The sequence below is a fragment of the Phyllobacterium zundukense genome (genome assembly GCF_002764115.1).
Lineage (GTDB): Bacteria > Pseudomonadota > Alphaproteobacteria > Rhizobiales > Rhizobiaceae > Phyllobacterium > Phyllobacterium zundukense.
In genome coordinates this window covers 98,133-119,946 of record NZ_CP017945.1, presented here as the reverse complement: position 1 = coordinate 119,946, position 21,814 = coordinate 98,133, and the positions used below count along the sequence as shown (strand labels likewise).

Sequence of the window (21,814 nt, the reverse complement as noted above, 5' to 3'; positions counted from 1 at the left end):
GGGCATGGCGTGAGTGCCATGCGCCGCTAACGCGTGCGCCGGGAAACTACTTCGCGGCCTGTTTCTGCTTGCTGCGCGCTTCGCTGAGCTCGGTAGTCGTATGGCTCAGGCGATCGGCAAGCACCCGCATGATCTCGATGGTCATTTCCGGATAATCGCTCAGGAGCTTGAGAAAATGGTCCTTGCTGATGCGCAAAGCTTCAAGAGCTGAATTGGCCCTGACGGTTGCGGTACGCGATACATCGCACAGAATGGCAATTTCGCCGACGATGGAATCATGCTCGATTTCCGCGACCTTGATTTCACCGCTCGGAGTATCCGACAGGATATCGGCGGCGCCGGTAAGGATGACATAGGCAGCGTCGGCTGGATCACCTTGCCGGAACAGGGTCTGCCCGGCCTTGTAACTGACGCGGTCGGACGTAAAGGCCAGCAGCTTTAGCTTGGCTGGCGCAACACCGGAAAACAGCGGAACCCGCCGCAGCATCTCGACTTCATCTTTCAGAAGCATGAACGTCCACTACCCCCTTATAGCGCTCCATCTATGTCCCCGACCTTTAGTATCAGCTTATGATGACACCAATTCCTTGAATATACCGTTTTTCTCCAGAAGAGTCGCGTGCGTTCCATCTTCGACCAGAGTACCCCGATCGAATACTATGATCCGGTCGAACAGATTTGCCAGCGCAGAATTGGCCAATACCCAAATAATCGCCGGAGCATGGCCCTCCTCGTGCAGGTCTTGCATGATACTGCGGGTAATCTGATCCTGGACGCGCTGGTCCAGCGCGGGCAGCGGGCGATTGAAAATCACATAATCTGCCCGTTTGAGCAGTGCCCGGGCGACGTTGAGTTTCTGCCGCTGCACATTGGTCAGGCGTTTGCCGCCGGAACCCACGTCGAAATCCAGCCCGATGGAAAGAACACTCTCGTAAAGGTCGAGCCTGTCGAAGAGATCACGCAAGATGACGCGGATACGCTCAGTGCCGTCGGCCTGCGTGAAGCCGATCCTGCCGAAGAGCACATTATCCATCAGGGTCGCCGAAGCGATGAAACGTTCCGGATCATAGCGTTCGATAACGGCCTTGAGGTCGTCCGGCATGTTGTTGTGGAACCGGGCGCGTGCATCGACGATCTTTGTCATGAGTTCATCGGTCAAGAGACCGAAGCGGTGTCTCGGCTCGATATAGGAAAAACTCAACCTGATGATGCTGGAACGCTCATCCGGTGATGCGGCTTCGAACCCGCGGCCCTGCAGTTTTTGCAGAAGCTGCTGATAATGCGGAATATCATCGGCAGTCATGAATGTGAGCTGCTGGAAGAAGGGGTGATCCGGCGGCAAATCCTGGAACAGTTCCACCGCATTGGCCGCGATCTCAAGACCCATCGCATAAAGGTCAAGATGAAGATCCGTCTCCCTGAGAACGGAACGGAAATAGGGATTCGCCGCCAGTTTCCTGTTGGTCATCATCGGCCGCTTCATAGTGCCGAACAGCAGATTCTCGCCGACAGTTGCCTGCTGATTATAGGCATCGAGCTTGAACGGCACGACCAGATCGTCAAGATCCTCCTTTTTCAGGCTTTTGCGCAGGGCCTGCCGCAATTCAACGATGCGGTCGGTAAGGTCATTATGGGTTGCAGTGTTCACGGTCGAGCGCAACGCCATGTCGAGAATATCCTGCGAGATCAGCACGGCATCGAGCACCGGACGCACGACCTTGAAAAGATCCTGCGGGCCTGTGACCCCAGCCGAAACGTAATCGACCCAGTCACTGTTGAGGTCGAGTTCGGGATTGCCCGCACGGCGCGCCTCATTGATATTCCATTTATACTGCGCTGCGCTTTTTCCTTCATACTCGACCTTGGTCAGCGGCGCATGTTTGAGGCCGTAGAGAAGGTTGTCACGCAACGTTCCGTGGAAGAAATAAGTATCGGAAGCGGCATAGGCGATGCGTCGCCCGGTTATCGATTCCGGCAGTTCCAGAATGTCCTTGCCATCGATGGTAATGCGGCCCTGGTCAGGCCAGATCAGCCGCGCGAAGGCTTCAGCGAGGGCTTCGCCGCCGCTGCCGCTGGTGCCGACGATGGCAACCGTCTCGCCAAGTTTGATCTCCAGTGACACGTGCTCGAGGAGCGATGCACCGCTGTCGTCAGAAAGTGTCAGATTGACCGCATTCAGGGAATGTTGAAGGGGACCGACGGATTCGGGGGCCAAAGCCTGAATTTGCGAATCGACAAGGCGGTCGACATTGAACTGTTCGACAACCTGCGCATATTTCACCTGCACATCCTGACGCGCCTGATCCCAGTCGATGAGTTCTTTCAATGGTCCAGGCAGATCCTTGTAGGCATTGATGACTGCAACGAGCTGACCGATATCAAGCCGCCCCTGCAACGCTAGAAAGCCACCGATCGAATAGAACAGGAAGGGTGTGACCTGCGCCAGGAAGTTGTTGATGAATTTGACCAGGAATTTCCACTGATAGAGATCGTAGCGGATGGAGAAGATCAGGCCGAGGCGAGCGGCGATATCGGCACGTTCGTAGTTCGAAGTATCGTTGCCATGAATAGTGCCGATGCCATCGACGATTTCGCCAACGCGGCCGGAGAGCTCGCGGGCGGTCAACTGGCGCTGGCGGCCAAGATCAAGCAATCTCTTGCGCATGCGCGGGATCACAACACCCTGAACGGCAACGATGCCGGCAGCGATCATGCCAAGCCAGAGGTTCTGCATGATGATGAAGACAAGCGCCGTCAGTGCCTGGCCGCCGAGTAGTGCCGGCTGGACGAAGGCATCCCCGGTAAAGCCGCCCATCGGCTCGACCTCATCCTTGATCATCGTGGCGATTTCGGCCGATTTCACCCGCTTGAACTGGGATGGCGGGAAACGCAGCACACGGTCGATCAATTCGAAGCGAATGCGTCGCAACATGCGCTCGCCAAGCCGGCCTTTGTAGGTGTTGATATAGAGCTTGAAAAGACCGTTGATGATGACGAGGAACAGGAACACCAGACTGAGCGCCATCAGCATCTGGAAGCGGGTGAGCTCGAGTCCGTCGAAGAACACCACCTTGCCGATATAGGGAAGATCGGGCTCCATGCGCATGAAGGTCTGCGTGGAGCCGGGCGTTTCGAACCCTGTTCCCTGAATGGGACCATTGACGATCTGTTTCGGCAGATCGAACGACAGGAAGTATGGGATCATCGAAACGGCCACGACAAACAGAATCCATATCTGCTGCAGCCGTGTATTCGACCAGATATAGCGACCTAGACTTTTTTCCATAGACAACCGTGAGCTGTGAATTCAGCAGGAATTTCAAATATCGAAACGTTTGAAGAGCACATGGACGGACTCCATGATTGAATCGGTTCAGCCTACAGCATCCAAACCATGAACGCTATATGACATGGGTTCCCAAGTTCCCTTGTCAATGGCGCTTCGGTTCGTCAGGCGGCCGCTAATCAAAAAGCTCTCGCAATACTTCAGCCGTGCGTTGTGCACCATTGAGATCGAGCCTGTGCGCGGGTGGTTTCGGCTGAGACAGGGCCGTCTCGACCGCCTTGCCGAGGATGTCGGCGTCAAGACCGTTTTCCGGCAAGGCGATTGCGAGGCCCAAGGCTTCCAGTCGTGTGGCTCTGACACTCTGTTCGGTTTCGCCGCCGGCGGTGAAGGGGACGAGGACGGAGCGGCATTGCGCTCGCAGAATATCGCAGACGGTATTGTAACCCGCCTGGGAAATCGACAGTTCCGCCCCTTTGAGAAGGGACGGAAAATCCTTGCGAAAGCGCACGAGACTGACGTTATCCGGTGCTTCAGCGGAAAGTACAGCAAAATCCTTTTCCGGCAAGTTTGGCCCGGTAATCAAGCACCATGATCCGTGGAAGGTGGACTTCCTCGCCGTTTCCAGTGCCGAGCGGATGAGGTCGAGCCCGACTGCGCCGCCGCCGGTGGAGACGACAATATCGAAGACTTCGGCAGGTGGCGCGGGGACGGCACCTGCCACAAGGCCGGTATAGACGATCTTGCCGGCAATCTCTGCTGCCAGTGGAAATGTATCAGGCAGGGTGGCGAAGGACGGATCGCCATGGACGAGCACATGGTCGAAATGCGCCTTGATCAAGCTGACGGTTTCTTCGTCCCGGCCGGGTTTGGTGCGTTCCTGCAGGATATCGCGGACGGAGGTCACAAGCTTCGGCCGAGGCGACGTAGCCTCGATGGCATCAAGCAAGGGCAGAAGCTCGAATCGCATCTGCCGGCGGCCGAAGGGAAAAGCCTCGATGATGACGATGTCCGGGCGGACCCTGTGGAATGCTTCCAGCAGCAGATCGCGGCGGCGGCCAAGAAATTCATCGTTGACCGGATTTCCATGCTGGTCGGCAAGTCCGGAAAAACCGGCATTGCCGGCGAGTACCGCCGGCAACACCACGGATTTGACTCCAGTTCCCGGAAACCCCGCAACCTGCGATCCGCCGGTGACAATCGTGACGTCGAAATTGTCGTCGGCCAGTGCCGAGGCGACACGGCTGGCGCGGGCGAGATGGCCAATCCCGAGAAGGTGCTGGACGTAGAAAAAGACTGAGCGTGCGGTCATGCCTTTTGCCACTCGCTTTCGAACAGACGGGTGAGCTGGCGGATGCTGGAATTGTGATCGAAATGCTCGCGTACACGGGCCTCGGCGGCCTGTCCCAGACGATGCCGAAGGGCAGGCTCGCGAATAGCATGTTCAAGCGCGACGGCAAGCAGTCTCGGGTCTTCCGGTGGAACGACGAAACCATTTTCGCCACCGGTCAGAAGTTCCGGAATGCCTGAAATATTGGTCGAAACGCAGACGAGATTCTGGCTGGATGCCTCGACCAGGACATTCGGCAGTCCATCGCGATCGCCATCCGCGGCAACACGGCAGGCCAGTGCAAAAAGATCGGCACGGCGGTAATGCTCAAGCACCTCTTCCTGGGCGAGGGCGCCTTTCCAGGTAATGCTGGCGGAAAGACCGAGCTTTTCCGCCAGTGGCTTGAGTTTCACCAGCTCATCGCCGCCGCCAATATGCGTGAACCGCCAGTGGAGCTTGGCAGGCAGAAGGGCGAGGGCGTGCAGGAGAATGTCATAGCCTTTCTTCGGCACGGCGCGCCCCACGCTCAGTATCTGCACGGGATCTGCCGGGTCTGAACCGTCGCGGTTGGAGCGAGCCGTATCGAAGTGGCCGAAACGGGCGAGGTCAAGACCGTGATAACTCAGATGCACCCTGTCCTTGGCGTGCTTGAGCTCACGCATATGCTCGAAACCCGAACGCGTGCAGGTGACACTCCATCGCGCCGCCGCGAGTTTCTCCGTCAGCTCCCAGTCCTGCGATGTCCATATGTCCTTGGCATGGGCGGAACAGGTCCACGGCACGCCCGTCATGATGCTTGCGTAGGCCGTGACCGAAGCGGGCGTGTGAATGAAATGTGCGTGGAGCCATTCGCCGCCATCCGGCCATTCATGCGCCAGAACGAGCGCCTGGCCGAGACGGCGAAAGCGATTGCGCGAAACATCGCGGCGCAAATCCGCCCAGAACTGTTTGAGCAGCGGCTTGAAGTTCGGTTTTTTCCAGCCTCCAACGAGTGCACGAAAAACCCGGATCGGTTCTTCATGCAGATATTCGGGCAGATAGACGACACGCGCCTTGATCTCGTCATGGATAGGATGGCGCTTCTTGTCGGTCGGCTTGCGCATGGAGATGAGCGTCAGGTCGAAACCGGCACGCTCCAGCCCCAGCAATTCCTGGGCAATGAAGGTTTCCGACAGCCGCGGATATCCCTTGAGAACGACCAGTGTCTTGCGGCGTATGAGAGGAGAGTGCATGCAAATGAAACCAGATCTTATTCCGCGACAGCAGGAAGCGGCTGCTCACGTTCATCGAGCCAGTCGCCGACAATCTCGGAAATATGGACGAGACCTTCCAGCCGCATGCCTTCGCCCTTGCCGGTTTGTGATGGCGGTGCGCGGTCCGGCAGGCGCTTGAGCACGTCGGCCAGAAGCAAGGGGTTCTCGGCCTCCTCAGGCAGGAGCATTTCGATCAGGCCAAGTTCGGAGGCGCGCTGCGCGCGGATCAACTGCTCTTCGCGCGGCGCGACACGGGGAACGATAAGCGCCGGCTTGTCGAATGACAGGATCTCGCAGTAGGTGTTGTACCCACCCATGGCGACCACGGCCTTCGCGCCGGCGATCAGTTCTTCCATGCGGTTATCGAACTCGATGACCTGGATATAGGGAATTTTGCTGCCCTTCTTCACCAGCTTGGCCCGTTGCTTCGCCGGCATATAGGGCCCGAGCACGATGAATGCCTTGTGCTGAAGGGTCGGGTCCTGCTGATAGGCATGGATGACATTGTGGACGAGATCGGCACCATCGCCCCCGCCGCCGGTTGTCACCAGAATATAATCGCCCTCCGGAACATGGCTGGGAGCATGGTCATTAGACAGGCTGCGCTGAAGGAACCCGACAAATTTCATCTTGTCGCGCACCGTGACCGGTACGTCGAGATCCACCAGGGGGTCGTAGAAATCTGGCGGGCCATAGACCCACACGGTGTCGTAGAATTGATCGATCTTCCGCATCACGTTGTTGTTCTTCCACTCGGCTTCGAGCAGATGCGGCGCGTCCATGACTTCGCGCAGGCCAAGGACGAGTGTCGTGCCGCGCGATTTCAGGTAGGCAAGGGTTTCCTCGACTTCGCCCTTCAAACCCATCGGTTCCTTGTCGACGATGAAAATGTCGGGCTGAAAGGTTTCCGCGGTGTGCCGGATGATCGACTGGCGCATCTTCAGTGTTTCGTGCAGGTCGATATGGCGGGCCAGCGACGTATATTCGCCGTTGCGCAGCTTGATTACGCTCGGCACCTTCACGAAATCGACGCGCGCACGGTAATCAAAGGCGCCGGCGATTGTCGCGCCGGAGATAATCAGGATATTCAGCCCGCGATAGTCCTCGACGAGCGAGTGGGCAATTGTCCTGCACCGCCGCAAATGACCAAGGCCAAACGTATCGTGGCTGTACATCAGGATCCGAGCATCTTCGAAACGCCGCATCATGGTCAAAACCCTCTGTTTTGCGGGTTGACCCGCGCAGTGCACTCGAACCAGCTATGACAAATATAAGTCTCTTATCTGTATGGATCGGCGGCATCGCGCAACCCATCTCCCAAGAAATTGAACGCCAGAATAACAAGAATGACAGGAATCATTGGAAACAGCAGCCAGGGATAAAAGGCGATGACACTGACGCTGCGCGCTTCGGTGAGAAGAATACCCCAGCTGGTAATGGGCGGCCTGAGGCCAAGCCCAAGGAAACTCAGCGCTGTTTCGCCCAATATCATGCCGGGAATGGAAATAGTGGCGGTGGCGATCAGGTGCGACATAAAGCCGGGCACAAGGTGCCGCCCGATGATTCGAGCGCTGTTGGCACCCATCAATTGCGCCGCCAGGACATAATCTTCCTCGCGCAAGGCCAGAAGCTTGGAGCGCACGGAACGGGCGAGCCCGGTCCAGTCGAGCATGCCCAGAATGATGGTGATCCCGAAATAGATCAGGATCGGGCTCCATGTCACCGGCATGACCGCCGCCAGCGCCATCCACAGGGGCAGGCTAGGCAATGATTGCAACACCTCGATGACGCGTTGCACAAGCAAGTCGAAAATCCCGCCATGATAACCGGCAAGGCCACCGATGATGATGCCGAGAACGAAGCTGATGGTGATGCCGATCAGCCCGATGGTCAAAGAAATGCGGGCGCCATAAATGATACGAGACAGGACATCCCGGCCGAGCCGGTCGGTGCCCAGCAGAAACATCTGACCTCCCTCGGCTGGACAAACGAGGTGGACGTTCGTCGCTATGACACCCCAGAAGCGGTAGCTGTCGCCTCGACACAGGAAGCGGATCGGTTCCACGTCTTTTTTGTTGTCCGTGTAGTTGCGCTTCAGGGAGTCGATGTCGAGTTGCATGGTTCGGCCATAGACAAATGGCCCGACGAACTTGCCCTCATGAAACAGATGGACCCGCTGCGGCGGGGAATGGATGAAATCCACATTGCGCGTATGCAGGTTATAGGGGGCCAGGAACTCGGCAATGATGATCATGCCATAGAGCAGGAGCAGAAAAATGCCCGACGCCAAGGCTAGCCTGTGCCGCTTGAATTTCCACCACATCAGCCGCGTCTGCGATGCGAGATGGATTTTCGCTTGCTCGTCCGTCATCACCTCGACCGACATCGGGTCGAACGGCGCCGTCGAGACATAATGCTGCAAGGGCGCGCCAGGGGAGGGAAGCGGCGCCGTCATTTGGTGCTCCTGCCCGCCAGCCGAATGCGCGGGTCAAGAAAGGCAAGAGCGATATCGGATATCAGCACGCCGATAACCGTCAGGAATGCGAGGAACATCAGGAAGGAGCCCGCGAGATACATGTCCTGGCTTTGCAACGCTTTGATCAGCATAGGCCCCGTGGTTTCCAGGGAAAGGACGATCGCGGTGATTTCGGCGCCGGAAATGATCGACGGCAAAATAGAGCCGATGTCCGAGACGAAGAAATTCAAGGCCATGCGCAGCGGATATTTGACCAGTGTGCGGAACGGATGGAGGCCCTTGGCGCGAGCGGTCATCACATATTGCTTCTGCAGTTCGTCCAGGAGGTTGGCGCGCAATCGCCGGATCATCCCCGCCGTGCCGGCCGTTCCGACGATAATGACTGGAATCCACAGATGGGAAAGGATCGATCGCGCCTTCTCCCAGCTCATGGGCTCGTTGAGAAATTTCTGGTCCATCAAATGGCCGATAGATGTGCCGAACCAGATATTGGCGAAATACATCAGGATCAGCGCCAGCATGAAATTCGGAATGGCGATCCCGAGGAGGCCAAAAAGGGTAAGGCCGTAATCGCTCCAGCTATACTGGTGCGTCGCCGAGTACATGCCAATCGGGAATGCGATCAGCCATGTGAACAGGATGGTGACAAAGGAGACAAGGATTGTCAGCCATAGGCGGTCCCCGACCACTTCGTTGACGGGCAACTGATATTCGAAGGAATAACCAAAATCGCCATGCAGCATGCCGCCAAGCCAATGGAAATAGCGCAGAACCGGCGGCTGATCGAAGCCATATTGGTGGCGCAGTTCTTCCAGGTCCTGCATGTTCACGGTCTCGCCCTGAGCCTGCATTTCGGCGATCTGGCTGTCCAGGAAATTGCCGGGCGGCAGTTCGATGATGACGAAGACGAGAGCGGAGATGATCAGCAATGTGGGGATCATGGCGGCAATACGCCACAGAATGTATTTCAGCATTCTAGGCCTGCTCCTCGCTCAACCAGAAGGTGTCGGGCATGTAAATCCCGAAATAGCTGGTCGGATCGAAGCCATAAAGGCCTTCTTTCGGAACGTTCTGCAAGCGGGCCGAACGGAGGATCGGTTGCAAGGTTCCATTGACAAGGCCGATGGAGAAAACCTGGCTCGTGAAGATCGACAGCATTTTGTGCCAGATAGCCGTACGCTCGGCCATGTGGGCTGTTTCACGCCAGCTGTTCTGCAACTTGATCAACTCTGCGGCTTCGGGCAGATCCGGTGCCTGACCATTTTGCCCGAGCGACAGATAGTGCATACCCCACAATGGCCATTGCAACTGATCGTCTGCCGTCGGGGCCAGTTGCTGCGGGTTCATGTCGGCAGTTGCAACACCGTTTTCGATTCCGTACCAGATGGACATCATGATATGGCCGGCCTGAGCGCGGCTGCGGAAAATATCGCGTTGCGAGGTGCGGATGAACAGCGCGATGCCAATCTTGCGCCAGTGATCGGTGACCAGCTCGAGAACATCGGTGTCGACTGTGCTTTCTCCCGGTGTTTCAATGGTGATTTCCGCCGGACGCCCATCGGGAAGAAGCCGGAGGCCGTCATCATTGCGATTGTGCAGCCCGGCTTCGTCTAACAAGGCATTTGCCTTGTCTGGATCATGGTCGATCCATGCCTTGGCATATTCCGGCTTGAAGAGGGGGCTTTCAGGCAGAACTGTGTCGGCGCTGGGCTTTCCCAGGCCGTAGAACACCGCCATGTTGATTTCGTGCCTGTCGATGGCGAGCGACAGGGCGCGCCGGACGCGAACATCGCGGAACAGCGCGCGCCAGACATCGTCACCGCAATTCAGATTCGGCAGGATTGCCACGCGCGAGCCGCGCGTCATCTTCCACAGGTCAACCTTTACCGGATATCGGTCTTCGGCATCTTTCAAGAAGGTATAGTCGGCAAAATCAATGCCTGTTGCCTGCAGGTCGCTTTCCCCTGCGCCGGTCTTTGCCGGGATGATGGATGACGAACTGACGTTCAGCACAAACCGGTCGATATAGGGCAACTGCCGGCCGTTTTCATCGACGCGGTGAAAGTAGGGATTGCGTTCGAAGATGAATTGTTCTGCCGGTGGCGCCGTCCTGGCCCGCCATGGATAAAGGGTCGGAAGTTCGGGATTTTCCGGCCGGTATTCGCGTGACATCTTGATGTGGAGATCAGCCCACTTCTTCACACGGTTTTCCTTCATCAGTGAAGAAAGCCTGAACTCGTCCTGATACTTTTTGTGAAACTTCTTGAGATAGACGGAGGGTCCAACAATGATGAGCGGCTGCGGTCCGGCGAGACCTGGCAGGAAGTTTGGATTTGGCCTTTCCCAGGAATAGCGGACCGTCAGCTCGTCGAGAACCTCGAAACGCGGCAGGTTTCCATCGACGCGCAGGTCAAGTGAGCCGCCGCCTGGTGTCAGGTCCTTGTTGAGCAGAACGTCTTCCCACCAATAGCGGAAATCATCGACGGTCAGAAGCGAACCGTCCGACCACTTATGCCCTTCGCGGATCGTGAACGTGAAGACCGTATCGTTCTCCGACTGGAATGCCTCGAGAATGTCCGGTTGCATGACAAGATGCTCGTCATATCCAACGAGCCTTGCATAACCATAGATCGTCATCAGTCGGACATCTTTGCCGCTGCCTATGATAGTGCGGACTGTCCCGCCATATTGGCCCGGCGTCCGTCCCATTGTTTTAAGGCCGACGATGCGCGGCCGTTTAGGCAGACGCTGTGCGAGCGGGGGAAGACTGCGGGCCCTGAGCTGCTCGTCCAGAAATTCCGGCTCGAGCTCGCGGTCTGCGGCGCTTGCCAGACCGGGCAGCATGGCGCAGCCAAGAGCGCCGAGAACAGTGCGGCGCGTTACCACGAGCGTAACTCCCGGGTGTCGATGTTGCGCCTGGCGAGGACGAGGTGCCCCTCGCCAAGATCGGCTGGCGCCAACGCCTCACCGCTGCCGTCGCTGGAAAATTGCGGACCCCAGGCCCTCTGATCGGATGCCCCGCTTGCCTGCAACGTCTCGAAATCCAGGGGGCGGTCAAGATCGGGAAACGGTACAGCCGCCAGAAGCGCGCGGGTATAGGGATGGACAGGATTGCGCAGGATGATTTCCCTCGGCGCAATTTCGACGATACGACCGCCGCACATGACAGCGATGCGATCAGCCATGTAGTCGACGACAGCAAGATTGTGGGAAATGAACAGGTAGGTGAGCCCGAGTTGCTTCTGCAAATCCTTGAGAAGATTAAGAATTTGCGCCTGTACCGATACATCGAGCGCCGAGACCGGCTCATCGCAGATCAACAGTTTCGGCCCGAGGGCAAGGGCCCGCGCAATGCCGATGCGCTGACGCTGACCGCCGGAAAAACTATGCGGATACCGGTTGAGGTAACGCTGATCGAGGCCGATGGCCTGCATCAGCCCGCGGACCTTTTCAAGGCGATAGGCCTTGTCGCCGCGCCCGTGAATTTCGAGGGGCTCGCTCAGGATGTTCTGTACCGTCATGCGTGGGGAGAGTGACGAAACGGGATCCTGGAACACCATCTGGATGTGGGTGCGCAGATCCATGAGTGCCGCGCCTTGTGCCGCCAGAACATCAATCTTGCCACTGCCATCGTCGAAAGTGACGGAGCCGCTATCTGGTGTGACGGCCCGCATCAGTATCTTGCTGACTGTCGTCTTGCCGGAGCCGCTTTCGCCGACGAGACCGAGGCATTCGCCGCGCCTGATATCGAAGCTGACTCCATCAACCGCCCGGACTGGCGTATTATCCTTGCTGCCGAACAGGCCGGACTTGCGAATGGCGTAAGTTTTGGTCAGGTCGCGGACGGAGAGGAGAATCTCCGGTGCGCCCTCGACATGTTTCTTCTTGGCCCAGAGTGTGTCCGTTTTAACCGGCACTTCGCGTAGCGCCTTCAGGCGTTCGCCGGGCTTCATATCGAAATGCGGCACGGCGGCCATGAGGCCCTTCAGATAGGGATGTTGCGGCGCGCGGAAGATCGCGTCGACCGGCCCCGCCTCCATGATCTCGCCATGATAGATCACCACCACCTCATCGGCCATATTGGCCACGACGCCAAGGTCGTGGGTGATCAGTAGAATGGCCATGTTGAGCTTGTGCTGAAGATCGCGCAGCAGCTCGAGAATTTGCGCCTGGATCGTCACGTCAAGCGCCGTTGTCGGTTCATCGGCGATCAAAAGCGCGGGACGGCAGATCAGCGCCATGGCGATCATGGCACGCTGGCGCATACCTCCCGACAGTTCGAAAGGGTACATATCATAGGTGCGGCTTGGCTTGACAAAACCAACCAAGCTAAGCATCTCCTCGGTTTGCGCGCGCCGTTCGTCCTTCGTCGCGCTGGTATGGATCGCAAGGACTTCGCTGATCTGGTTGCCGACCGTGTGCAGCGGCGACAGCGACGTCATCGGCTCTTGAAAAATCTTTGCCATGCGGCTGCCACGTAGCGCCCTGATCTCCTCGCCATCGCGTGACAATTGCAGGATATCCGTGGTCTTGCCGTCCAGCGGATCGGTGAACAGGACTTTCCCTGTGACCTTTCCTGTATTGGGCAGTATCCCCATGACGGATTGACTGATGACAGACTTGCCCGAACCGGATTCACCGACAAGTGCGGTAACCTTTCCTGGAAGAACGCGCAGATTGGCGCCCTTGACGACATCAAGCCGCCCTCCCAGCATTGAGAACGAAATGCCGAGATCTTCGATACGCAACAGATCAGATCCTGACTTCATGCCAGCCAATTATTTCCCCATAGCGTATCGTTGTCTCCCATTGAAATGGAGACTATCGCACCGCATACGGCGAGTCTAGCGTGCGGGTATCGCTGCCCCTGACACTCGTCTTTGGTATTATGCGCTCCGGGATTGGCAAAATGCCGGAAGAGAACTATCTTACCATTATCTTACGCGAGGTACTTCAATGAACAAGCCGGAAAAGCTGACAACTGTGGTATCGACCAAAGGCCAGGTTATCTTGCCGGCTGCTATTCGCAAGCAACGAAATTGGGGCCCGGGAACGCGGTTGATTGTAGAACACACATCAGAAGGCGTTCTGTTGAAAAGCGAGCCACTGTTCCCGCCGACGAAGATCGAAGATGTAGCTGGAATGCTGAAATACGACGGACCTCCAATCTCGGTCGAAGACATGAATAAGGGTGTCGAGGAATACTTCCGAGAGAAACATGCACGCGATTGACACAAACATCATCGTTCGTTTGTTGGTGGACGATCATGCCGAGCAGACAAAGCTGGTGAAGGAGCTCTTGTCGGCGGAAAAGGTTTGGGTTCCGATCACCGTTCTACTCGAGACCTGTTGGGTACTGCGTCACACCTACAAATTCGGTACGACGGCGATTTTGGGTGCGTTACGTCATTTCGCGAGACTCCCGAACGTCTCACTGGAAAATGATTCCGCTGCGATTCAGGCTTTTGACCTAATGGAAAAGGGCATGGACGACGCTGACGCGTTTCATTTGGCCGCAAGCATTGGGTGCAAGGCGATGATCAGCTTCGACGTCGCATTCAGAAAAATAGCCAAGCGTGAAGGCGCGCTGGAAGTTCGCGTCCCAAACTAGAATGCCAATCACGGCATGGGGCAGAGACCGGCTTCCAGCACGTCGGCACAGCGGGGAGAACGGCGGAAATTGTCGTAGTAGAGGGTCCAGTCGGTTTTGTCCGCGGCGCGATAGGGACCGAACTTGAAGTACTGGTTCTTGCCAAGACCCTTGTCACCGTGGCCGATATGGCCCTTGACCGTCACGATCCATTTGTTGTTGGCGAAAATCTCGACATGCCCGGAGCCATCGGGACCCGGTTTTGTATAAATGGCAAAGTCGATCCAGCCGGAATCCGGCGTCGGCAGTTTGTTGCCATGATCGGTCACGACGATCGCATCGGTGCAGCTGGTGAACTGGCTGCCATCCTGCGGCGTCCAGTTCGTGTCCGTCGCAACGAGCGCGCGCATCTGATTGGTTTCCGGCCGGAACCATACCGGTGTCTGCTTGTCATCGCACGCCTGGACGCTGGTCGATCCTTTCGCCTTGGAGGGCGAGGGTGCCACATAATTAGTCTCTATAGTGGCAAATAATTTGCCCTGGTTGAGACGCAGCGCCAAAAACGGGCTGAAATCGCCGACGGCTTCGGGTCCGATTTCACGTTTCCACTGGGCAATCAGATAACGATGGTCGCCCTGCGGGATGGGATCGGCAAACTTCACCGCAAAACCGTACCAGACCCCTTCATCATAGGGCACACGCCGTTCGGTTTTCTCCCAGATCTCGGCTCTCTCGCTGCAGTTCTTCTTGGCTTTCGGGCAGAATGGTTTGACACTCAGTTTGAGGGCGCCTGTGCCGGTTTGCCTTACCTCCGACTGGAATTCGACTTTTCCGGCACGCTGTTCGAAATTCTGCCGGTAATAGAGACCGCCGCCCGCGGCAAAATCCTGACCGTCGAAAGTGTCAATGAGCACGTCACCTCCGGGGTCCGCTGCCGCACTTGTTAAATTGAGAGTTGCGGCCAGAAGAGCCATGGCGAGTGTCTTTCCTGTCATTGCATGAATTTCTCGAGCAAGGGGCGTCCAGTCTTCTTATCCCGGTGCAGCAGCATGACCTGTTCCGCCTCGGACAGTCCATCATAGGCGACATCGTCATAAGCGTCGTCCAGTTGAACGGACTGGCCAGACGACTTCGGCAAAAGTACTGTGACTTTCTGGCCGACGCCACGCAATTTTTCTTCACCCAAAGTGGTCCATTCGCCGCCACAATAGGTAGCGAATGCCTGACTGGCTATCACTTCGCGCGAGTACTTCTTCGTCAGGCCCTGCAGGCGCTGAACTTCGTTCACTGCCGAACCGAAGGCGGAAAAAGTCAGGCGGTCCTTGAGCCCGACATTACCGAACATGACATTGCCGACATGCAGGCCGATGCCATAGCGAACGTCGCTAAGACCGTCCTTGCGCCGCTCCTTGTTGAGTTCGGCGACGCGAGCCTGCGCCTTGAACACGGCGGAAAGTGCCGCTTCGCACGCAATCTTCGATGGGTCTTTGTGCCGTCCACACGGGTAAACCGCCAGAAATCCGTCACCCATGAAGCTCAGTATTTCGCCGCCACTCCGGTTGAACGGCGCAGCAATCGCATCGAAGAAATGATTGAGCGTATCGATATAGGCCTGGCGGCCTTCTTTTTCTGCAAGCACGGTGGACTCGCGCATATCGCCCATGACCAGGGCCGCTCGGATGGTCTCACCATCGCCGCGGCGAATCTGGCCGTTCAAGACGCGTTTACCGGCATTGCCACCAAGATAGGTCGTCAGCATATTGTCCGCGAGCTTGCCGAGAACCGCCATCTTTGCGGCAACGGCCAAATGGTTCTGCAGCCGCAGCAGCGCAGCAATCATCGCGTCATTGAATCCTTCGCTGCTGTCCGTCGACCACGAGCCCATCATGCCCTGGGTAGACTGGCCGCCAAAGGGCTGCAGGAAAGCGAGATAGTCGGTGATGCCCTCTTCCCTCAACTCATCGAGGACCGGAAATTCCATCGGTCCATCGACACTGATGCGGCGGCGCAGATGTTCCAGATTATTGGTCAGGAGATAGAAATAGGGGCTGAGCAGGAAGCGTTCAGGCTTTCCTGTAGGATCATGCCGGTAGCCTTCGACGGTCATCCCGCTGGCGCGCTTCCAGGTGAAGCCCAAGGCGTCATAAAGCGGGTGCAGCATGGAGAACGAAAGATTCACGCGGGCAATCGGCAAGCCCGCCGCTGCGATCCGCTCGCAAAAGCCGCGTACGATGGTTTCGAGATTGTCGCCCGCAAGAGAAGATTGTGTAAGCCAGTCGGCTACCTTGTCGAGAAGTATGGTGGAAACGTTCGATTGGGTCGTGCTCATCCCTGATCCTTGCAAATACGAGCCACGTCCATTCCCGGATAGATTCACCGTTCCCGGACGGGCGGCGTGATCCGATCACGCTCAAACCAAGCCGAGCAAAATGAAAATGAGTGAATCGGGCAACGGTGTCAACGCTGGCAACAGGAATGCCAACACTGCGATCTCACCAGTCCGATATTACTTCAGCGGGTAACTCGACGGGCGGTCCTCTATCAGTCGTTGTTCCGAGCCATTCAGATGGGTATGTCATGAATTCGAAACAATAGGTCATTGTCACTTCAATGTGAGAAGAAGTGCATGCGACCCTTCGCTTGACAGGCAATTCTATAGCGGCCATCTAAATCCGACTTGCCGGTGGTGGCACGCTCGTACAAAAGAGATCATCTTGACCGCCTTCTCAGAACTTTCAGACAAAATCGAAACGCGTCAGGCACATGCCGGTGTCATCGGTCTTGGCTATGTCGGCCTGCCTCTGGCGATCACGCTGGCGCGCAGCGGCTTTTCCGTTACCGGCTTTGACATCGATCCAGGCAAGATCGTCGCACTCGATGCTGCCCGCTCCTATATCGAAGCGGTGACCGATGAAGCACTGGCAGCGGAAGTGACAGCAGGTCGGTTTCGCTCAACGAGCGATTTTGTAGAACTTGCGCAATGCGATGTGATCATCATTTGCGTACCGACGCCATTGACCAAACATCGCGATCCCGATCTTTCATTTGTCGAGGCGACGAGCCGGTCGATTGCCGCACACTTGAGACCCGGCCAGCTGGTCGTGCTGGAATCGACCACCTATCCCGGTACGACCGACGATGTTGTCAAGACAATCCTGGAGGAGACGGGGCTCAAGTCCGGTACTGATTTCTTCCTTGGCTTCTCACCCGAACGGGAGGATCCGGGCAACCGCGATTTCCAGACCGCCACGATACCAAAAATTGTTGCTGGTGATGGCGAAGATGCGCGCAAGCTGATGCAGGCGTTTTATGGCGCAGCGGTGAAAACCGTGGTGCCGGTGTCATCCAATGCGACAGCGGAAGCGGTCAAACTGACGGAGAACATTTTCCGATCGGTCAATATCGCGCTCGTCAACGAACTCAAGATTGTCTATGCGGCAATGGGCATCGATGTCTGGGAAGTCATAGAGGCGGCAAAAACCAAACCCTTCGGCTATATGCCGTTCTATCCTGGGCCTGGGCTCGGCGGGCATTGCATTCCGATCGATCCGTTCTATCTGACGTGGAAGTCACGCGAGTATGAACTTCCGACGCGGTTCATCGAGCTGGCGGGAGAGATCAACTCCGCCATGCCGCGCTATGTTGTCAGCAGCCTGGCCGAAGCGCTTGATATACGTGCCGGAAAAGCGCTCAGCCGGTCGCGCGTGCTGGTCCTAGGCCTTGCCTACAAGAAGAACGTACCGGATATCCGCGAAAGCCCGTCATTGCGGCTGATCGAGATCATCGAAGAACGCGGAGGGCGGGCGGATTATCACGATCCGTTCGTTGCCGAAATCCCGAAGACACGCGAGTATATGGCCTTGAAGGGACGCAAATCCGTAGAGCTGACGGAGGAAGCGGTAAGATCATATGACGCGATATTGGTCTCGACCGATCATGACGATGTCGACTATGCAGCTGTGGCCGGATGGGCGCCGCTGATCATCGACACACGCAATGTTTTTGCCAAGCTTGGGCTGATGGCGGAACATATTGTTAAGTCATAGGGGCCCGCTTTGGTCTATGACAATTTCGCCTTCAGATTGCTTGCCGCCATGGCATAGCCGCCCGCGGCGCCATCAATGAAATGGATGTGATCGTGGGCGCGGTGCGTTGGCACGAAGCAGGTCATCAGGGCCGAATCCTGCCGGTGCAGTCCAAACCGACTGATCCCGGCGGCTGACGCGTCCTCCAGCAGCATTTCGATGCGGCGCAGACGGTCGGCATCGATGTCGATGGTCATTTTCAGGCCGTCATCGAATTTGCGAAAATCGGAATTCTGCGCCACTTCCCGCTTGTATCGTCCGGGTTCGAATCCACCCGCTGTAAGTCCAAGCTTGTCGAGTGCGACGATCAACAGGATCTGGCCAAGAATCGCCAGCTTACGCGAAAAACGCTTGCCTACCGGGGCGGTTGCCCGGGCTTCCGTGTCAATACCTTTCGTGTTGAAGACGATTGGTGGTCCTTCTTCAGGAAGTGGGTGAGCACCGCGGTTCTGCTCGGCCGCCACGGCAATGATATTGGCAACCAGTTCCTGGAATTGCTCGCTCGCACCAGCCGTGCCTGGTACAGCGATGATCGACACGATCTCGCCATTGCGGGCCTGAATCGGATTCCAACGGCAGGAAAGGCCGGCAAGGTCTGGCCGGGTGCCGGAAGGAGCTGGTTCGATTGCATATTTGCCTGCCTTCATCTGGGCCTCCGCCCAGCTAGCACCGCCTCCAGCAAACATGGCGTAGGAAACATCGGGGCTGACCCTGAAGCGGGCGACGCGCACGTCAAAGCCTTCCGCCCGTATATCGCGCATCGGAACAAGCGCGGCACGCAAGTTCAATTGCAGATCATCCCTGACCCAGGATTGCACGGCCGACAGCGCCTCACGGGCGCGGGATACCGCCGACTCCGGAAGCGCGACCAAAGCGCCGTCGCCGCCGAAAACGAAGGGAAAATTGCGTTTGCCGAGCGCGTTCAGGAGTGCGGAGATAACACTGGCACCCGCCATGTTGACTGCCTTGTAGCGGCCAGCCTCGATGGCCTTCGTCGAACCGACGATATCCGCTGTCGCGAGCACCCAGTCATCGGGGAGCGGTTTGTAATTATCAACATCAGCGACGCCCTCGAATTCTACAAAAACGGGAAGCGTATCGAAGAAAGTGTCATTCGTTTCTGTTGCCATGAAAGGCCATTATCACAATCTAAAGTGGTCGGCGATGAAGGACTGCATCGTGCGGGGTGGTAGTGCAATAAAATGACCGCCACATCCGTTCCGGATCCCTAAAATTTGGGAGAAAAAATTAGGGGATTGTCAACCATAAATGGGTGTCTCGTTGCAAATAGGTGATAAATGAAGAATACAATTGTTCATCGACTTGTGCGCGGGGTCAAGGTTGTGCAACCATATACACGCTATTGATTCTTTGACATTAAAAGCAATCTTGATTTTTAGAGTTACGAGTGATGGTGCGGGCATATTATGCTTGCTAACAGGAATGGTTTGCGCTCCCGATGCATTTTGATCTGGCCCATTTCCCGGATTTCCAGGAAGGTTTTTTCAGTGGCAACGTCAAGCACGATACCCTTGAAATGCTTGTGGATATCAGGAAGCAGCTGAGCTGCCGTTATATCACTCATGTCGGTCATTCAGACCAGTTCGCGGGCGAGCAGGTTCAGGCTCAGGACATCTCAGTGCTCACGACCTTTCCGATGAAATGGGTCGTGCGTTACTCCGCGAAAAACTACTATAAGGTGGATCCGCTGATACAGGGAGTTGTGCTGTTCCAGCGCCAGACGAGCGTGCCCGGGACGCTCCGGAATCTCTCCGCGGAAGCCGGGCTGGCACCTGAGGCAACTCAATTTCTGCGTGACTGCAAGTTGCGTGGACTCGGCAATCTGTTTCTGACTGTGAGCGTCGCGAATGCCTATGGTTTTCGTGGCGTCACGCTGTTTACCTTCGACGTGGAGCCATCGGACCAGATTGCGTTTGTCGATCGCATGCGCAAGAGACTGGCAGCAGTTTCGACACGCCTGCATAATGTACTGCATGGCAATCGCAATCCGGCGCTCGCCGCTACCGTCGCCAGCCTTTTGACGAAGCGGGAAATCGATTGCCTCTACTGGGCCGCCAACGGCAAAACCGATGGCGAAATTGGCGAGATCCTCAACATTGCCCGCTGGACCGTGGTCACCTATCTGCAGAACGCCAAGAACAAGTTGGGCTGCTCCAACCGTACGTCGACCGTTGCTACCGCGCTGGCGCTGGGCGTAATCGAAATGCCGGTCATTGCCAGCAGGTTCTAGCAGCCTAGTCGATTTCACCGGGTGTAATGAGTTGCGGAAGACGAGCATCCCCGAAGGCCGCGGCCAGCAGCGCCGTATTGTCGGCGGGGCTGTTTCCAGTATCGGCAAAACGCACGTGATGCAGATCGATCTCGGCGGATTCTGCCGACAATGTCAGCCGGAAATAGGCGTTCACCCCCATATTGCTGAATTCAAGATCGAGCATCACTTTGGGCGATGAGTTCCAGTCGAGCGTGTATTCGCCGCCAAGTCCAAAGGTCAGCGTGTCGGGATAGAACGTCAATTCCGTTGCAGAGTTGACGATATCGGCAATGTTGCCAAACAGCTCGCAGCGAATGAAGGCGATATAATCAGCAACGTCGACGAGACGCAGATCCTGAATTACCTCTGCCATATGTTTTGAGATAATCTCGACGCGGGCAACGGAATATTGGGTTCTTTTCATATATTGATCCGATTACAAGCAGCGCGATCATTTACGACGCATATTAACGAATTGAATAAGCTCAGCTACTGCCTTGTAGAACTCTGGTGCGATCACGTTATTGACTTGAACCTGCTTATAGAGCGATCGCGCTAATTGTACATTCTCAAATACCGGTATGTCATTCGCCTCTGCGATCTCTCTGATCTTGAGAGCAATGATATCTTGTCCCTTGGCCACGACCATAGGCGCCGAATCCTTGGCCGGATTGTACCGGAGAGCAACCGAGAAGTGTGTCGGATTTGCGACGATCAGCGTGGCCGTTGGAACGGACGCGATCATGCGCTGACGCGCGCGGTCGCGCCCAAGCGAACGGAGGCGGGATTTGAGCAGCGGGTCGCCTTCCGCCTGCTTGTGTTCATCCTTAATCTCCTGGCGCGTCATTCTGAGTTCGCTGCGCCAATGGATGCGCGTCCAGGCAAGATCGAATGCGGTGAGAACGGTGACGGCGATCGCTACTGAAGAGAGCAGCCGCGTCAGATGGGTGCGAATGAGTTCCGGCAACTGGCTCGGCTCGGTAATGATCGCATCGACGAAGAAATGGCTGTCCTCAAAGAAGATCATGAAGACAATGGTGCTGGCCGCCGCGAATTTGAAAGTGGCTTTCAGGAATTCAACGCGGCCGGACGAGCCGAAAATGCGCGACCAGCCCTTAACGATGGAGACGCGCGAAGCTTCCGGCTGGATGCGGTTGAAGACAATCCGCGGGGCGTTTTGCAGGACAGACGCAAGAATGCCAGCCCCCGGAATAATGATCAGGACGGGCAGCAACGCAACGCCAACTGCTGCGCCGATGATCCCGAACAATTGCCGGGCATCGTCGGCACTGTTGAGCCGCCAATCATCGCTCTTGTCGAGCAATTCGGAGAGGAAAGATGTCAGTTTCGTCCCGCCCGGCACGACGACGAATATCAGGATGACAAGGAGCGCGATAATGGACGCGAGGATTGGTGCTTCGCGGGAGAAAGGAAGATTGCCCTTCTCGACCGCATCACTGATTTTCTTCTCAGTCGCTTCCTCGGTTTTACTTTCCTTATCGGCGCCATCCGACATCAGCGATCA

Annotated in this window: 18 protein-coding genes; 4 read left to right on the top strand and 14 right to left on the bottom strand. The window is 56.6% G+C overall.

The features are described from left to right. Positions 1–46: 46 nt before the first annotated feature. The 9 genes from BLM14_RS30410 to BLM14_RS30370 all read right to left on the bottom strand — a co-directional run bounded on the left by BLM14_RS30410 (position 47) and on the right by BLM14_RS30370 (position 13,111). Entirely contained in the window at positions 47–511 is a 465-nt protein-coding gene (locus BLM14_RS30410; RefSeq protein ID WP_100003791.1) for a cyclic nucleotide-binding domain-containing protein, read from the bottom strand. A gap of 57 nt (positions 512–568) precedes the next feature. Further along, positions 569–3,286 (bottom strand): ABC transporter ATP-binding protein, encoded by a 2,718-nt coding sequence (locus BLM14_RS30405; protein ID WP_100003790.1) that lies wholly within the window; start codon positions 3,284–3,286, stop codon positions 569–571. A 175-nt stretch (positions 3,287–3,461) separates the two neighbouring features. Next, entirely contained in the window at positions 3,462–4,595 is a 1,134-nt protein-coding gene (locus BLM14_RS30400) for a glycosyltransferase family protein (RefSeq protein ID WP_100003789.1), read from the bottom strand. Continuing rightward, positions 4,592–5,845: a glycosyltransferase family 4 protein gene (locus BLM14_RS30395; protein ID WP_100003788.1), complete on the bottom strand. Its 1,254-nt coding sequence runs from the start codon at positions 5,843–5,845 to the stop codon at positions 4,592–4,594. The genes BLM14_RS30400 and BLM14_RS30395 overlap by 4 nt, the downstream gene beginning before the upstream one ends. Positions 5,846–5,862: 17 nt before the next feature. Continuing rightward, positions 5,863–7,074 (bottom strand): glycosyltransferase family protein, encoded by a 1,212-nt coding sequence (locus tag BLM14_RS30390; RefSeq protein ID WP_100003787.1) that lies wholly within the window; start codon positions 7,072–7,074, stop codon positions 5,863–5,865. 71 nt (positions 7,075–7,145) lie between these two features. Further along, positions 7,146–8,321 carry an ABC transporter permease gene (locus BLM14_RS30385; RefSeq protein WP_100003786.1) on the bottom strand — a complete coding sequence of 392 codons (1,176 nt, stop codon included), beginning with the start codon at positions 8,319–8,321 and terminating at the stop codon, positions 7,146–7,148. Beyond that, on the bottom strand, positions 8,318–9,316 hold the full coding sequence (locus BLM14_RS30380; RefSeq protein WP_100003785.1) for an ABC transporter permease: 999 nt from the start codon (positions 9,314–9,316) through the stop codon (positions 8,318–8,320). Before BLM14_RS30380 ends, BLM14_RS30385 begins: the two co-directional genes overlap by 4 nt. A gap of 1 nt (position 9,317) precedes the next feature. Next, the gene (locus BLM14_RS30375; protein WP_100003784.1) at positions 9,318–11,228 is read right to left on the bottom strand and encodes an ABC transporter substrate-binding protein; all 1,911 of its coding nucleotides are present in this window, start codon (positions 11,226–11,228) and stop codon (positions 9,318–9,320) included. Continuing rightward, positions 11,222–13,111, bottom strand: coding sequence for an ABC transporter ATP-binding protein (locus tag BLM14_RS30370; protein ID WP_100003783.1), 1,890 nt, complete (start codon positions 13,109–13,111; stop codon positions 11,222–11,224). Before BLM14_RS30370 ends, BLM14_RS30375 begins: the two co-directional genes overlap by 7 nt. 187 nt (positions 13,112–13,298) lie before the next feature. Between BLM14_RS30370 and BLM14_RS30365 the strand changes: the two genes are divergently transcribed. Together BLM14_RS30365 and BLM14_RS30360 are read left to right on the top strand one after the other, a co-directional pair. Continuing rightward, positions 13,299–13,574, top strand: a complete 276-nt coding sequence (locus BLM14_RS30365) for an AbrB/MazE/SpoVT family DNA-binding domain-containing protein (RefSeq protein ID WP_100003782.1) — start codon at positions 13,299–13,301, stop codon at positions 13,572–13,574. Beyond that, a complete protein-coding gene (locus BLM14_RS30360; protein WP_100003781.1) occupies positions 13,561–13,953 on the top strand; it encodes a type II toxin-antitoxin system VapC family toxin in 393 nt (130 codons plus the stop codon). The genes BLM14_RS30365 and BLM14_RS30360 overlap by 14 nt, the downstream gene beginning before the upstream one ends. Positions 13,954–13,961: 8 nt before the next feature. Here BLM14_RS30360 and BLM14_RS30355 read toward each other — a convergent pair whose 3' ends face one another. Together BLM14_RS30355 and BLM14_RS30350 are read right to left on the bottom strand one after the other, a co-directional pair. Further along, complete coding sequence (locus BLM14_RS30355) at positions 13,962–14,927, bottom strand: polysaccharide lyase family 20 protein (protein WP_418314296.1); 966 nt, start codon at positions 14,925–14,927, stop codon at positions 13,962–13,964. After that, complete coding sequence (locus BLM14_RS30350) at positions 14,924–16,261, bottom strand: adenylate/guanylate cyclase domain-containing protein (RefSeq protein ID WP_100003780.1); 1,338 nt, start codon at positions 16,259–16,261, stop codon at positions 14,924–14,926. The genes BLM14_RS30355 and BLM14_RS30350 overlap by 4 nt, the downstream gene beginning before the upstream one ends. Before the next feature lie 385 nt (positions 16,262–16,646). Here BLM14_RS30350 and BLM14_RS30345 point away from each other — a divergent pair, with 385 nt between their 5' ends. Next, positions 16,647–17,978 (top strand): nucleotide sugar dehydrogenase, encoded by a 1,332-nt coding sequence (locus BLM14_RS30345; RefSeq protein WP_204252069.1) that lies wholly within the window; start codon positions 16,647–16,649, stop codon positions 17,976–17,978. A 14-nt stretch (positions 17,979–17,992) separates the two neighbouring features. On the opposite strand, the gene BLM14_RS30340 is transcribed toward BLM14_RS30345, so the two are convergent. Next, positions 17,993–19,147 (bottom strand): DUF3095 domain-containing protein, encoded by a 1,155-nt coding sequence (locus tag BLM14_RS30340; RefSeq protein ID WP_100003779.1) that lies wholly within the window; start codon positions 19,145–19,147, stop codon positions 17,993–17,995. Between the two features lie 329 nt (positions 19,148–19,476). Here BLM14_RS30340 and BLM14_RS30335 point away from each other — a divergent pair, with 329 nt between their 5' ends. Continuing rightward, positions 19,477–20,268 carry a helix-turn-helix transcriptional regulator gene (locus BLM14_RS30335; protein WP_100003778.1) on the top strand — a complete coding sequence of 264 codons (792 nt, stop codon included), beginning with the start codon at positions 19,477–19,479 and terminating at the stop codon, positions 20,266–20,268. A 4-nt stretch (positions 20,269–20,272) separates the two neighbouring features. On the opposite strand, the gene BLM14_RS30330 is transcribed toward BLM14_RS30335, so the two are convergent. Further along, on the bottom strand, positions 20,273–20,713 hold the full coding sequence (locus BLM14_RS30330) for a hypothetical protein (protein WP_100003777.1): 441 nt from the start codon (positions 20,711–20,713) through the stop codon (positions 20,273–20,275). Between the two features lie 27 nt (positions 20,714–20,740). Then, positions 20,741–21,805, bottom strand: a complete 1,065-nt coding sequence (locus BLM14_RS30325) for an EscU/YscU/HrcU family type III secretion system export apparatus switch protein (protein ID WP_100003776.1) — start codon at positions 21,803–21,805, stop codon at positions 20,741–20,743. Positions 21,806–21,814 lie beyond the last annotated feature (9 nt).